This window comes from Acinetobacter sp. RF14B, from assembly GCF_006864105.1.
In the GTDB taxonomy this organism is placed as follows: Bacteria; Pseudomonadota; Gammaproteobacteria; order Pseudomonadales; family Moraxellaceae; genus Acinetobacter; species Acinetobacter lwoffii_C.
Genome location: NZ_SMTB01000073.1, coordinates 1 through 14306, shown reverse-complemented (window position 1 = coordinate 14306; position 14306 = coordinate 1). Strand labels below are relative to the sequence as shown.

Sequence of the window (14306 nt, the reverse complement as noted above, 5' to 3'; positions counted from 1 at the left end):
TACCAGCTTCATCTTTTGCAATAACATCAGCAGTGTTGCCATCAGTTAAGGCAGGGTTGACTGGAACAACAAAGTCACCATTTTCATCTACTGTACCTGTACCAAGGATGTTGCCATCTTTGTCAGTTACTACAATTTCTGAACCTGGCTCACCTTTACCAGTGATCTCTGTACCGTCTTTGTTGATTTCAACTTCAGATGGTAGTGCAGGCGCAATAGTGTCTTTCTCGCCCGTGATTTCTACAGGCTCAGACTCATTACCAGCTTCATCTTTTGCAATAACATCAGCAGTGTTGCCATCAGTTAAGGCAGGGTTGACTGGAACAACAAAGTCACCATTTTCATCTACTGTACCTGTACCAAGGATGTTGCCATCTTTGTCAGTCACTACAATTTCTGAACCTGGTTCACCTTTACCTGTCACTTCCGTACCATCTTCATTCAGAACGACATTTGTCGGCACTTCAGGTGCTTCGGTATCTACATCGCTGTCTGAGTCCGAATCGCTGTCTGAATCAGAGTCGCTGTCTGAATCAGAGTCGCTGTCCGAGTCAGAGTCCCCTCTACTATTCGAATCACCTTGTACCGCTGCAATCGCCCCGCCTAAACCTGCAGCAAGGCCTGCCCCAATAAGCCATGGTGAAATAGCAAGTCCAGCTACCGACTCCTCAATGGCGAGCTGCTCCAAAGGAATGTAATTAATCGTGTCTAAAATGGCACCGGAGGCATCAGTAAACTGCGCCCAATACAATTCACCATCATTTTCAAAAATAATTTTATTAGATTCAGCCGGGAAATCGAAGTAATTTTCCAGCGTTATTTTTTCACCATTTTTAAGTGTAATAACTGCCGCATTACCTTGACGGGTAATTGTAGCTACTTCCTCAGTATTTAGATTTATCTTAACAATAGAATTTTGTGTAAGCTTCACAACATTCGTATTTAGGCTTTGAATGAGTTTGCCGTTTTCAGGCGAGATTATGTCTATATTTACCATTTGAAGTCCTTAATTTAAATACAGCGTATTAATTTCTAAAAACCAACAAAAGTTACATAGCACCAAAATCAAGAATATAGAATTACAAGAATAAGTCCTATATTTATTCCTGTCTTTAATAAAAAAATTGAGAGAAGATTGGGATAAAAAAATAAATATAAATAATTGATTTAAAACAATAAAAAAATAAAATCCCCTATATTTTATAGGTGATTATTCATATGAAAATAAAGTAATGTATATACAACATATTGATAAATCTAATATTAAACATATTTTGTTGTATTTTTGTTAAAAGAGTTATATTTATTACAATACAAAACAATAAATAGCTTGAATTAATATAAATTAAACACAATTTTTGTTATTTATATCTTATACTTAAATAAATTATATTTTACGTATATATATTGATTGTACATTATATCAACTAAAAGATTAATATATAGCCATTACTTATGACTGACTATATATTTTTAAAAAAGAAAAATTAATTCAAATATTTTAAAATCTATTTAAAATAATTTAACAAATCACTAAATTTTTCTATCTGATATTTTGGTAGAGCGAGCTTTAATTCTTCTTCACTACCATAGCCATAATTCACAGCAATCGATTCGATCCCATTCTGACGTGCCCCCAAAATATCGTACTCACGATCACCGACCATCATGCACTGATTGGCCTGCAACTGTTGTTGCTCAAGAATATACTGGATCAGTTCTGCTTTATCGGTTCTATCGCCATTGAGCTCACTGCCATAAATTTCAATAAAGTATTCAGCCAGTTCAAAGTGCTCCAAAATCTGTTGAGCATAAACAGTGGGTTTCGCTGTTGCCACAAATAAACAATAACCACGGCGTTTCAGCTCAGCCAGCGTGTCTGCCACCCCATCAAACACATGGTTTTCATACAGACCTTTGACTACGAAACGCTCGCGATAACCCATTAGGGCTTGTTCAGCCAGAACATCATTTACTTCAATATTTAAAATTTTGGCCAGAGAGGCTTTCAAGGGTGGACCGATAATCCAGTCAATATTGATTTCATCGCCAATCGGATGGCCGACTTTCTCCAGACCATAACGGGCAGAAGCGGTAATTCCAACTTTTGGATCAGTTAAAGTCCCATCCAGATCAATCAAAATATTTCGTATCATCACTTTCCCCATAAAAACCTATATAAATTCATATCGAGAGTTTAGCCAAATTTGCCTATACTAGGATAATTTTTCATGAATAAAAGGACATCATTTTGCGCCCTACGGTACTTTGCTTTTCAGGTTTAGATCCATCTGGTGGAGCAGGTCTTCAAGCAGATATTGAAGCCATCGGTCAAAGTGGTGCTCATGCTGCAATTGCCTGTACTGCACTTACCATTCAAAACTCGCAGCAGGTATTTGGCTTCGAAGCTACCTCAAGGGACTTACTTCTGGCTCAGGCCAATGCAGTCGTGAATGATCTGCCCATACGCTGTGTGAAATCCGGTATGCTGGGAACCACCGACAATATTGCCGCATTGGCCGAGTTTTTAATGGCGCATCCTGATTATCTCTATGTGCTCGATCCGGTTCTGGTCGCCAATAGTGGCGGCTCTCTGGGCAATCAGGAGACTCTGGTCCAAGCATTTGCCCAACTCATTCCACTGGCTACAGTTTTAACACCAAATACCGTTGAGTTACGTGCCCTGACTGGTGAGCAGAATTTAGAACGTGCGGCTAAAAAGCTGTTTGAAATGGGCGCACAGGCGGTTCTGGTCAAAGGCGGTCATGAAGATACTCCAGAATATATTCAAAATAGCTTGTACATTCAGGGCGAACTGGTAAATGAAACCCGCTGCCCGCGCCTGGCAGGCGAATATCATGGCTCGGGCTGCTCTCTGGCCAGTTTTATAGCCGGACGCCTGGCAATAGGCGACCAGCTGAAAACAGCGGTACAGCATGCTGAAACCTGGTTATTTGGCGTATTAAAAAATGCTGACATCCCGGTCCCGAATGGTCAGAGAATTCCAAAGCGTTTCTAAGATCAAAAATTAAAGCCTGAGTCATTCAGGCTTTTTTTAATCGCTACTATTGTTCTGGATAGTATTGTTTTATTAAATAGAGAAGGATTTGACATCAATCGTATGCTTGGTCTGTACTGCTCAACTCAAAACACCTCATATGAACTTTTTATCCAGTGTCTTCAGGCTAATACCAACTTTTGATCAGCTTCCTCATATTTAAGGCTATTGCTACTATTTTCGCAGCTTATTTTAATCCCTCAGCCACAAGCCGCTTTCCATATGAATAAGCATCTTGCTAGCAAAAAACGACACCCTAAGGGGACTGAATTGTCGCCTGCCCTGCCTGAATCTTGATGTAAAAAATGCCGTCCAGTCATGACCACAAAACTCAAGCTGAGATATGGCCCGATCTGCGCGCTGTAAAAAGGTCAGAATTCTCTAAGTAGAGAGCAGTTTTAATGAGAAGTTCTAGTTTTGAGCTTATCTGTAAACTGCGATTTTTAAAATTATGATAGACCTAAAATTATAAAAGTCTTTTCTGTTTTCTCGCTAAACCGTAAAGAACGAGATTAAAAGCTCCATATAAAAAAGCTGTAGAGCAAAGATCCCGCCAGATCTCGATCTACAGCCAAATATTAAATGCTAAAGCCAGCCTTTATGCTTTCTTTACATATTCCGATTTCAGTTTGATTGCGCCCATGCCCTCAATTTTACAATCAAGATCATGCCCATCACTGGCATCAGGCAAAAGACGGATGTTCTTCACCTTAGTCCCTACTTTAACGACGGAAGAAGAACCCTTAAGTTTTAGATCCTTAATAACTGTAACCGTATCACCATCATTCAGGACATTTCCATATGCGTCTTTAATGCTAACCTCTTCCTCGCTCACTTCTCCCTCTTTCCATTCATATGCACATTCAGGACAAATCAGCAGGTCGCCATCTTCATAAGTATATTCAGATTGACATTTCGGACAGTTTGGTAGAGCCATAGTGACCTCAACGAAATAAAAAATATAGAAAAATCAAAAATAAAGAAACAGTATAGCATCTTTGACCCATAAACTCATGGCTCGGCAACAGAAGCCTTTCTGTCTCGACGAGAAACTCAAATATCTGAAATATGCGGATTTACCAGCCAAGATAAAAGTTGTAACGATTCCTGCCAGCAGAGATGACTCACCGCCGGAGGCACCAGATCCGGATAGCCGACCTGAATAATATGCAGACCAGTGCCAACAGAGACTTTTTCAAAGATGACCGTTACTTCAATTTCTCCTTCCGATTCCGGTGTAGAAAACTGATCGCTATAACGCAGTAGCTGATTGGGAATAACCTCATGATACATGCCATAAAAATAATGCTGAGTACCGGTCGAAAAGTTGGTAAAAGTAATTCGATAACGCCCGCCCGGCCTGATCTCAGCATACTCGACTGCGGCAATAAACCCATGCGGCGCCAGCCACTTCGCCATTGCACCGGGATCGACAAAAGCGCGATATACCCGTTCGGGCGGCGCACTAAATACACGATACATTTTGACGGTATAACTCATTTCGGCTCAGCCTTTTTATTTATATTTATTATAAGGAAAGGATCTTCCTGATCCTGACCATGCCATCGCTCATCTCAATCAGCTTTATATTTTATCCAAGCCATCCGGGTATATATATTATTGCTCTGTATCCAGAATCTGCCAAACGTTCCTCCAGATTGACGCTGAGGCACATTTTTCAACTCCTCTCAGGTAAGGAACAAAAATAAAGCCAATAAAAAACCCGGCAATACCGGGTTTTTTATTGGATCATTCTACAAAAGACTAACTGTTGAGCGGCGAGTTATTCTCATCCTCATCCAGATCGTCATCATATACATAGGCCATACAGCCCCAGCCATCATATTCGCCCTGAAACTCGGAAGCAATTTTACTAAACCATTGTTCCAGATCGACAATATCCTCATAGGCCGGTTCCATATAAATATAAATGGTAATGACCCATTCCAAGGTGTCACTTTCTTCATCTTGAAACAGGCTGATTTTCTGTTCTTCTTTTAATAAATGCAGCGCACAGCGATCGGCCTGATCTTCATCACTAAAGACGATTGAAAATTCAATTTCATGCGCTTCATCCAGATCATCGCCATCTTGGTGCATTTGCCACAACACATTGCCATTTTCATCATCGGGGAATTTTTTGTAATCGCGTGACATAAACCTGTCCTTATTCTGATGGTGTTTTATTGTGCTGCTAGATTAACTGATTTTCAAACCATTATCGAGTTTCCTACAAAAAAACATGCGCTCTTAAACAAAAACAAACATATGATTTTTATACATAAAGCTTTGCATAAAGTCAGCCACATTCAATCCTGAGAAACCCGATAGCCCCAACCCTATATTCAGCAAATACGCAGCTATTGAAATCCAGCAAAAAAAGGGGAAAGACTGATATTCAAAGCAAATGTATTTAAATCGGCTAGAATGGAACTTGGGCATGAATATCAACCTTAATTCCACTTAAAGGCTGCTCGAACATCAGCTGACTGGCATGCAGTGCCATCCGCTTTAAAGGACTGCGCTGTGGTTTCGGATGATAAAGTTTATCTCCGGTAATCGGATGGCCAATATGTAGCATATGCACTCTGAGCTGATGTGAGCGACCTGTAATCGGTGTCAGTAAAATCCGGCTAATATCTTGTTCCGCAGAATATTCAAGCGACTGATATAAGGTCTGGGCTGCCTTCCCCAGCTCATAGTGCACCATCTGACGTGGGCGGTTTTCCCAGTCTGTAATTAAGGGCACATCTACACAACCTTCGCCTTTGAGCTGGCCTTGCACCAAGGCCACGTACCGTTTGGAGACCGTTCTTGCCTGAAACATTTTACTGACTGCAACCTCGGCCGCACGATGTTTGGCGAACATTAAAATACCTGACGTTGCCATATCCAGACGGTGAGTAATTTTTGCCTGTGGATACTGGTCAAGTATGCGTAAATAGGCACTATCCTGATGCTCGGGCAAACGTCCCGGAACCGACAATAATCCGGCCGGCTTTTCAATCACCACCAGATCTTCATCTTCATAAAGAATCTGTAGCGCGTCTTGCGGTGGAGCATAGACAAAGTCGTCGTTAATTGGCATGTGCAAGTGAAGAATCAGGTGAAAACCGGCAAAATAACAAGCCGTCTTCCGCCTGTCAATCCAGCCGCCTAAAGTACCGGCTACTCTGCCAGATAATATTCAACTGTTGATACCACCCGGACTTTCTTCAGATAGGGCGTATTGCTGTCCCGATCTTCAATACTAAGCAGCCCCTGATTGGCCAACTTGATTTTCCCTAGACTGCTTTCTGAATCGGCAGCAAACTTTTCTGCCACACTAACGAATCGGCCACATGGCTACATCTGCTTTGACTTCACCCTCTGAAAGCCCTTTCAACGAAACTACGCGTTCATATTGTTTAGTTTTCACAGCGCTATTGCCCGAAATCCATCTGGCAATAATCATCCAAGACCCACCAATGCACCCAAGATCAGTGCCGGCTTAAACTGATTAGTTAGTTCAAATCCTTTGATATTTTTACACTTATTTTTATAATTTCGGTCTTTGACTCATAGCTTGTATGGGCTAATCTATATAAAAGCTTCCTCTCTGTGGGTTCTAAAGTAATCAAGAGTCTCAAAATAAGCTCATTAAAAACTCCATTTAATAAATCTATACCCTATAAAGCGCTACTCATACAGCGGGATTTAGATGAGCTGTATCAAAGCGTCTGAGGCTAAAATAGCAGATTGATGCAGAAGAAATGAACGCTTATGTGTATATGCTGTAAGTCTGGAAGGATAATCAACAGCTGATTTATTTTAGTTCTTCTCTGGTTATTCTTTTAGAGTTCTTTAGGGTGTTGGGAAAACTCTGAATGGTTTACTTCAACTATCACTCTTTGTAAGAAATGATCTTATAGCCTATAAACTTTTGATCTATAGCGTCCTAAGCCGAATCGAGACCTTTTGGGTACGTACTGCACTCGCGTTTTGCGCCGCTCACAGCATGCTACTCTTTTCGATCCCATCACACCCTTGAGAGATATAATAGATAAAACCCGACGGGATTAATTTCCTATGTTTTTTTAATTTTCTGGATTTTTGAAAATTTATTTCTTTAGACATCTATGAATCGAAAAATATTTCCCCTCTCCCTTATTTGATGCTATTTCCTTCTGGAAAAACCAGTTTTCACGGTATTTTTATACGTGAGTTTTTACAGTAGCCATGTTAAAAGCATGGCCTATTATTGTACTTGGATTAAATTCTACTGATGGACTGTAAAGATAACTCAGCTCTAGTCAGCCTCTGATTTAATAATGTCAGGCCGAATCCACCTGTCGCCCATCCAGCCCATTATTAAAGGCTTATAAAAGTTTTTGATTAATCCGTTTGATCACCACAATCCGAACAGATTTAATGCACAAACAGATGACGAGTATGATGATTGATATAGGCATTCAAGCCATCGCCATATTGAGCCAGCTGCTTCATATTTTCGACATGCTGATAGCCTGCGCTGCTATAGCTATAGGTATAAACTTTTGAGCTTTTCTTAAATTGAACCCGAATAAACTCTCTACCAATCTCATAATTGGCCACGCCTGAATCATGATTCAGATCGAGATAATGTTGCAATTGAGCCGTTCCTAACACTATAAGTCTTATCGTTTATATGGGGATTTTTCGATCAATTTTCAAATTCTATTTCTCGCCTTAATCATAGCTTTGGTGTAGTCAGACATTCTGAGAGTCGAGGTGAAATTAAATATATAAAAATCAATATAATTCAGCATCTAGATAAGAATTAAGTAGTTTAAGCATGAGCAGATGTTGAAAAACCCCGCCTTAGGGGTGGAGTTTTTTCAGTAGTTAATTTTTTTAAGTTTTACACCGGTCTTATATAGCACAGCATTTGCTACAACCTTCTACTTTTTCAGTCGGCCAATTCATTCTTGCGCGCTGATAAGCCAGTGCATAATTGGCGAAATACCCCAGCACAACTTGATCGTCAAATGCAGGTAAATCCTCACAACCGAGCGTTGCATTGTGTATTAGGTGTATGTCTTGGGCTATCGGTTTTTCATCTACAATAAATTTTATCATTTTTAGTTCCCCCATGTTTTTTTAGAATTTTCAACCTTCAAAAAACCATACAAAAAGTATGTGTTTATAAAATTAAACTGATAATGCGCAAAAATCAATCATTTCCATAAAAGATGATAGTTTTTTGAAATTGAATAAAAAAGACGGCTAATTATGAGAAGAATAGTTTAAAAAATAGATTTTTCCTGATTGAGAAATTCGTCTTGGCTTTTTAAGTGGTATGAGAGGTTTTTATAAAATTTACTGTCAAATTAATGAAAATTAGATTCGTATCACAGAACAATCTATATCTTCCTGTTTCTTCTGTTATAGCCAATGCACGCCCCATAGCATCACCTTCACAACCAGAAGGACACTCAATACTGGCACTCAAAATGACAAGACGGACAATAAGTCGATCTATTCCTCCTTGTTAGACAGCACACGATTGAACTCCCTAGGGTTACAGTCGACAGGCCACGCGCATTGAATGTACTCATTTATACGGTTCCTGCCGTACCACTCCCTACAATAATCGCCTTAGCCCAACTGGCAAACTGTGACATTGCTTCATTACTGACAACCATACTGGTGAGTGTGCCCGCGAGCCTTTCTGCCGGGGTCGCTATGGTGTCTAAGACATTATCGCCCCATGACATATAGTAAGTTGCGATTTCACAGAAGATAGCAATATGCCAAGCGATACCCACGAATAGTATTGCCAAACCCTTAAAACTTCTCATAGTTCAAACCACCCTATGAGAACAGCAATACTCATCAGCAACAAGGAAACAAATAGGCGCAAACCGCAGGCTGTAGGCTAAGCCAAGGCATAAACCTAATACTGTTTCTCTATATATGCCCATCTAGTGCTTGATGCTTTTTATAAAGTTCTAGATTTAAAGTAACAAAAAAGCCCTATGGAGTAATAGGGCTTTTTTTAAAACAGGGAGTAACTGTTTTATTTATGCTGCTTAGGCATTCTTATTGTTGAATTGATTGCCAAGGCATTTGGTACACGGGGGTAAACGATCAGTACCAATTTCTAAGTAGGTGCGGTGGCCGCATTTGACACAAAAATAGAAGCCTGTTCCGGGTTTTTGACCAGCTGTAACCATCTTTGCTCTCCATAGGTTTTAGAAATGGTGAACTTAGTGTATATCCAAAATGTAAGGGCTGTCTATTGGTTATTTCTAATAAAAATGATGTCATTTTTGCAAGAAATGATTTCAGAAAAATTATGCTGGGTTTATAAAGGTTGAGCGAGCTCTTTTAATGGTTGCAATTTCCATTCAAGCTGAAGCGCTTTGTGGTCTTGTGCTGGCTCCTCCTCTCTTTTTATAAAAAGTTAGAGAGTATGGATGCCAGAACTTTAAGCAAGCTACAGTGACTATTTTTTACATAACATTAATTTGTTACCAAAAAGAAAAAATTCAACTATTTTCCTTCAAGGTACACTTTCTAAGTTGAAGATAGCTTGACTACAACCTGTTATAAAAACTTTTGCGGCAGTCATTAGATTGCTCTATTCCAATTATTTAAACCATGATTCTTAATCCCTGATTATAAAACACATCATATTTATGCAGATAATTTGAACTAATACGCTCGATTAATTTCTGATATTTCATAAAATGAAGATTGCGTTAGATTTGACTTTCGCATGTGCTCTCATGATTCTGCGAATATACCTAACTTTTTCGACTCACTACACATGGGCTGCACTTGGAATTTGAATCCGCGGTTAAAATAAATATAACTTAACCTTATTGGGCAGTATAACCACCGTCTATTACCACAGCTTGTCCTGTCACACCGCCCGCCTTATCACTGGCAAGAAAAATTGCATAATCTGCAATTTCTTCCACACTCAGTAAGCGTTTTTGTGGGACCATCGCCAAAATCACATCTTCTAATGCACTTTGTTCGCTGACATTACGTGTTTTAGCCAAATCATGAATTTGACCACGTACCAATGGCGTATCAACATAACCGGGACATAAAGCATTTACTGTAATGCCGTCACCGGCGCACTCTAAAGCTGCGACTTTGGTCAAACCAATCACACCATGTTTAGCACTGTTATAGCCCGCCTTACCTGCAAATCCAATTAAACTATTAATCGAAGCCATATTAATAACACGGCCAAACTGCTGGGCTTTCATGATTGGAAATGCATACTTGATACCAATAAACGAACCCACCAACATGACATTTATTAGCTTTTGATATACTGCCGTTGGAAAGTCTTCAATCATGGCAATATGTTGAAAACCTGCATTATTAATTAAAATATCCAGACGGCCATAAGTTTTTTGAGTCAGTTCAATGGCGGCTCTATATGCCTCTTCATCTGTGACATCACAAGGCGCAGACAACGCGTCAAAGCCTTCTTTTTGAAGTGCAATCACAGCTTCAGTGCACTTTTCTGCATTCATGTCAGAAATAACAACTTTAGCCCCCTCCTTGGCAAATTTCTTTGCAATTTCATGCCCAATGCCACTGGCTGAACCTGTAATAAATGCAACTTTATCTTTTAACAGTTGACTCATCATATCCTCCATTGTCTGATTTTTTCATTCTAAATTTTTAAACAAGACCCCAACCAAGTAAAGCCAGCAATCACTACAAATACAGCAATGGTTTTAATGATCGTAATGGCAAAAATATCTTTATAGAATTGATTGTTTATGGGTTAAAACCTGTGACCACAAGTAAAGTAATAACTGCGCCATTATGCGTAAAGTATCTATACCGTATAATGCCATTACTGTATTGTACTGATCCGCCATCACACTTAGGACAATACTCATCCCCCTCGAGGCTGAACCCATACTCCCGCCAAAACTACAGTGGTAGCAGTTCATTTTGATGGGCATTTTCATCAATGATTTTTTACTCAACTCCAAGTGATAGATTCCAGTAGTTAAATTAAGCAAACCAAATAGTTTAGTGCAATCAATTGGAGTGCTTTAGTCTTCAATATATGATGCTTGCTTAACATCAAATGTATCTCTATGGTTTCATTTTTTTTGTTGTCTATTGGTGGGGAGAAAATATCAGCTAATGGTTCTAGCTTGGTATAGCTACAGTATTCGGCTTAGTTGAACCCCATTTATATAATTTTTTTTGTTGTAAAGAAAACTCAAGAAATAAAAAGCGCACAGGTTTCCATCAAAATATAAATCAAGAGTTACAATAATACGGTGGAACTAATATTTCTTGGCTCATCGCATTATTTATTTTAGTCCGTGTAACGGCATTATTTTTAATTGACGCATAACTCAGAAAATGAAACGTGTATAACAACAGTGGTTAGTTTTAATAAACTCAATTGATTAATTTAAAATCATTATGCTAAGGTGAAACTGGCTTAGCGTCAAAAGGGTATCAGCTCAATAAGGAAACCATGATCCTAGGCCTTTTAGAAAAACGTTATGGATAACGATAAAATAACAACAGGGAGAAATAATGGGCACTTTAGCAATCCTCATCTCATTGGCATTACTGATGTTTTTTGCCTATCGAGGTATTTCAGTACTGATTTTGGCACCAATTATGGCAGCGATTGCCATTTTTCTTTCTGGCGACATGCTATATATGATGCCACAGTACACAGAAACCTTTATGTCTGCTTTGGGCGGCTATATTTTAAAATTCTTTCCTATTTTTTTATTGGGTGCCTTATTTGGCCAGTTAATGGTTGATTCGGGTGCTGCATCCAGTATTTCAAACTGGATCATGAAGAAATTAGGGCATAACCGAGCTATTTTGACCGTGGTATTGGCGTGTGGTGTATTGACTTACGGTGGGGTATCACTGTTTGTGGTGGCTTTTGCTATTTACCCCATTGCCAAGTCCATGTTTCAAGCGGCAAACATTCCAAAGCACTTAATTCCAGGTGCCATCGCTTTAGGCTCATTTACCTTTACCATGACCGCTCTACCAGGTTCGCCTTCCATTCAAAATGCGATTCCGATTCCTTTTTTTGGTACCAATGTATTTGCTGCCCCGGGTATTGGCGCCATTTCCGGTTTGATCATGTTTGGTTTGGGCTGCATCTGGTTACAAAGCCGCGCCAGTAAAGCTTATAGAAATGGCGAAGGATACGGTATTGATACCCAAGAAGCAGAAAACTTAGAAGACGGTTTGAGTTCTCAAGGTGAAATGCCAGTATTTTTGGCATTTTTACCATTGCTGTTGGTCATTGGTGTAAATGCTCTGTTTACCTATATTCTTTTTCCCAGCATGGACTTCAGTTCATTCAAAGAACTCTATCCAAACTTAGATCCAAGCAAACAAACAGGTTTGTGGGCATTGGTGATTGCCTTGATGGCGGCATGTTTAAGCTTGATTTTATTACGTTTGGGCAAATGGAATAACTTAAAAGAAACTGTAAACAAAGGTGCGTTGGGTTCGATGTTGCCAATTTTCAACACAGCTTCTGAAGTGGGCTATGGTGCAGTCATTGCATCATTGGCGGGCTTCGTGATTATCCGCGATATGGTGCTAAATGTATCAAGTAATCCATTGATTTCAGAAGCCATCGCCATGAATATTTTGGCAGGCATTACTGGTTCTTCTTCTGGCGGTATGTCGATTGCCTTATCGACTTTGGGTGCCGATTACTTGGCTATGGCGACTGCTGCTGGTATCAACCCTGAATTATTACACCGTATTGCGGCATTGGCGGCAGGCAGTTTAGATACCCTGCCTCACTCAGGTGCGGTTATCACATTACTGTCTATCTGTGGCATGACGCACAAACAATCTTATGGCAATGTGGCCATGTGTACGGTTGCCATTCCACTGGTATCGCTTGTTGTAGCGATTACTTTGGGTACGCTTTTCGGCTCATTCTAATCCGTATTTACAGGATGCTGCAAAGCGTCCTGTAGCCATTTTTAAGGATTAAATATGAAACTGGCTTAGATAGATGACTTTCATATAGATTGATCTGATACCTTAAACCGCACTATAGCCCCCGAAAAAGGCTCTCAATTTGCGATTTTTAAAACCAGTTTATGAAAGTAATGGTATTGATGTCATCGCTACAGTAACCAAAGTTGTTCATGAGCGGAAACGGGTTTACTTTGACACCATTTACAACATACATGGCCAAAGATTGATTGAGGGCGAAGTAGAATTCTAGGGACCTAGTCGCATAGTTGCACTTTACTGCTGATCTGTGAAACACATTTATTAAAATGCCTTCAAAAATCAGAAACTCTACATAAAAACGCAATCCGTTTTAGCACTTATTGAGCCATTTGGAATTAAACCAGCTTGTGTACACATTGATGCAAAGGTGTCTTCACTAATTTACCCAAATCTCTGATATATGGGCAAATAAAAAAACCCCACTTAACAGCAGGGTCTTTTTACAATAATAACAATTACTTTAAGCTTAAAGTCTTACGCCACATTGCCTTCCAGAAAATCCTGTGCAAAGCGCTGCAATACCCCACCAGCTTCATAGACAGACACCTCTTCCTCAGTATCCAGACGACAGGTCACCGGGACTTCAACAATCTGATTCTTGCCATCTTCAGTGGAACGCTCAATCACCAAAGTCAGGTCAGAACGCGGCGCAATATTCCCCATCACGCTATACAGCTCCGTCCCGTCCAGCTTCAGGGTTTTACGATCCGTGCCCGGTTTAAACTCCAGCGGCAACACCCCCATACCGACCAGATTGGTACGGTGAATACGCTCAAACCCTTCTGCTACAATCACTTCTACCCCGGCAAGACGCACCCCTTTGGCCGCCCAGTCACGGCTTGAGCCCTGACCATAGTCCTTGCCGGCAATAATGATCAGCGGCTGTTTGCGGTTCATATAGGTTTCAATCGCTTCCCACATCCGCATCACCTCACCTTCCGGCTCCACCCGTGCCTTTGAACCCTGTTTGATGCTGCCGTCAGAACGCACCACCATTTCATTAAACAGTTTCGGATTGGCAAAGGTTGCACGCTGCGCCGTCAAATGGTCACCACGGTGTGTTGCATAAGAGTTGAAGTCTTCTTCAGGTACCCCCATTTTGTGCAGGTATTCACCCGCTGCCGAATCCAGCATGATGGCATTCGATGGTGACAGATGATCCGTGGTGATGTTATCACCCAGAATTGCCAGTGGGCGCATATTCGCAAGTGTACGTGGGGCAGCCAGTGCG

12 protein-coding genes and 4 pseudogenes are annotated in these 14306 nt (G+C 40.3%); 2 read left to right on the top strand and 14 right to left on the bottom strand.

Going from position 1 to position 14306, the window contains the following annotated elements; genetic code table 11:
• On the bottom strand, window positions 1–997 hold a 997-nt coding region (locus E2K52_RS10770), incomplete at its 3' end, for an Ig-like domain-containing protein (protein WP_151205110.1).
• Between the two features lie 511 nt (window positions 998–1508).
• Window positions 1509–2156 carry an HAD-IA family hydrolase gene (locus E2K52_RS10765; protein WP_151205109.1) on the bottom strand — a complete coding sequence of 216 codons (648 nt, stop codon included), beginning with the start codon at window positions 2154–2156 and terminating at the stop codon, window positions 1509–1511.
• 95 nt (window positions 2157–2251) lie between these two features.
• Here E2K52_RS10765 and E2K52_RS10760 point away from each other — a divergent pair, with 95 nt between their 5' ends.
• Complete coding sequence (locus E2K52_RS10760) at window positions 2252–3019, top strand: hydroxymethylpyrimidine/phosphomethylpyrimidine kinase (protein WP_151205108.1); 768 nt, start codon at window positions 2252–2254, stop codon at window positions 3017–3019.
• Between the two features lie 637 nt (window positions 3020–3656).
• On the opposite strand, the gene E2K52_RS10755 is transcribed toward E2K52_RS10760, so the two are convergent.
• The 11 genes and pseudogenes from E2K52_RS10755 to E2K52_RS10705 all read right to left on the bottom strand — a co-directional run.
• Entirely contained in the window at window positions 3657–3995 is a 339-nt protein-coding gene (locus E2K52_RS10755; RefSeq protein ID WP_151205107.1) for a zinc ribbon domain-containing protein YjdM, read from the bottom strand.
• A 116-nt stretch (window positions 3996–4111) separates the two neighbouring features.
• Entirely contained in the window at window positions 4112–4558 is a 447-nt protein-coding gene (locus E2K52_RS10750) for an SRPBCC domain-containing protein (protein ID WP_151205106.1), read from the bottom strand.
• Between the two features lie 264 nt (window positions 4559–4822).
• A complete protein-coding gene (locus E2K52_RS10745; protein ID WP_151205105.1) occupies window positions 4823–5215 on the bottom strand; it encodes a ribonuclease E inhibitor RraB in 393 nt (130 codons plus the stop codon).
• 265 nt (window positions 5216–5480) lie between these two features.
• Window positions 5481–6146 (bottom strand): pseudouridine synthase, encoded by a 666-nt coding sequence (locus E2K52_RS10740; protein WP_151205104.1) that lies wholly within the window; start codon window positions 6144–6146, stop codon window positions 5481–5483.
• Between the two features lie 80 nt (window positions 6147–6226).
• Window positions 6227–6580: pseudogene (locus tag E2K52_RS15600) on the bottom strand (hypothetical protein).
• 885 nt (window positions 6581–7465) lie between these two features.
• Window positions 7466–7687 carry a hypothetical protein gene (locus E2K52_RS10730; RefSeq protein ID WP_151205103.1) on the bottom strand — a complete coding sequence of 74 codons (222 nt, stop codon included), beginning with the start codon at window positions 7685–7687 and terminating at the stop codon, window positions 7466–7468.
• 261 nt (window positions 7688–7948) lie between these two features.
• Window positions 7949–8155, bottom strand: a complete 207-nt coding sequence (locus tag E2K52_RS10725; protein ID WP_151205102.1) for a hypothetical protein — start codon at window positions 8153–8155, stop codon at window positions 7949–7951.
• Between the two features lie 306 nt (window positions 8156–8461).
• A pseudogene (locus E2K52_RS15750) lies at window positions 8462–9000 on the bottom strand (DUF4126 domain-containing protein).
• A 108-nt stretch (window positions 9001–9108) separates the two neighbouring features.
• Window positions 9109–9252: a zinc ribbon-containing protein gene (locus E2K52_RS10715; protein ID WP_086322766.1), complete on the bottom strand. Its 144-nt coding sequence runs from the start codon at window positions 9250–9252 to the stop codon at window positions 9109–9111.
• A 648-nt stretch (window positions 9253–9900) separates the two neighbouring features.
• On the bottom strand, window positions 9901–10686 hold the full coding sequence (locus E2K52_RS10710; RefSeq protein WP_151205101.1) for a 3-hydroxybutyrate dehydrogenase: 786 nt from the start codon (window positions 10684–10686) through the stop codon (window positions 9901–9903).
• Window positions 10687–10715: 29 nt separating this feature from the next.
• Window positions 10716–10991 (bottom strand): annotated as a pseudogene (locus E2K52_RS10705) (GntP family permease); the annotation flags it as partial.
• Between the two features lie 611 nt (window positions 10992–11602).
• Between E2K52_RS10705 and E2K52_RS10700 the strand changes: the two are divergent.
• Window positions 11603–12997 (top strand): GntP family permease, encoded by a 1395-nt coding sequence (locus tag E2K52_RS10700; protein ID WP_264765942.1) that lies wholly within the window; start codon window positions 11603–11605, stop codon window positions 12995–12997.
• Between the two features lie 552 nt (window positions 12998–13549).
• On the opposite strand, the pseudogene E2K52_RS10695 reads toward E2K52_RS10700, so the two are convergent.
• Window positions 13550–14306: pseudogene (locus tag E2K52_RS10695) on the bottom strand (Fe/S-dependent 2-methylisocitrate dehydratase AcnD); the annotation flags it as partial.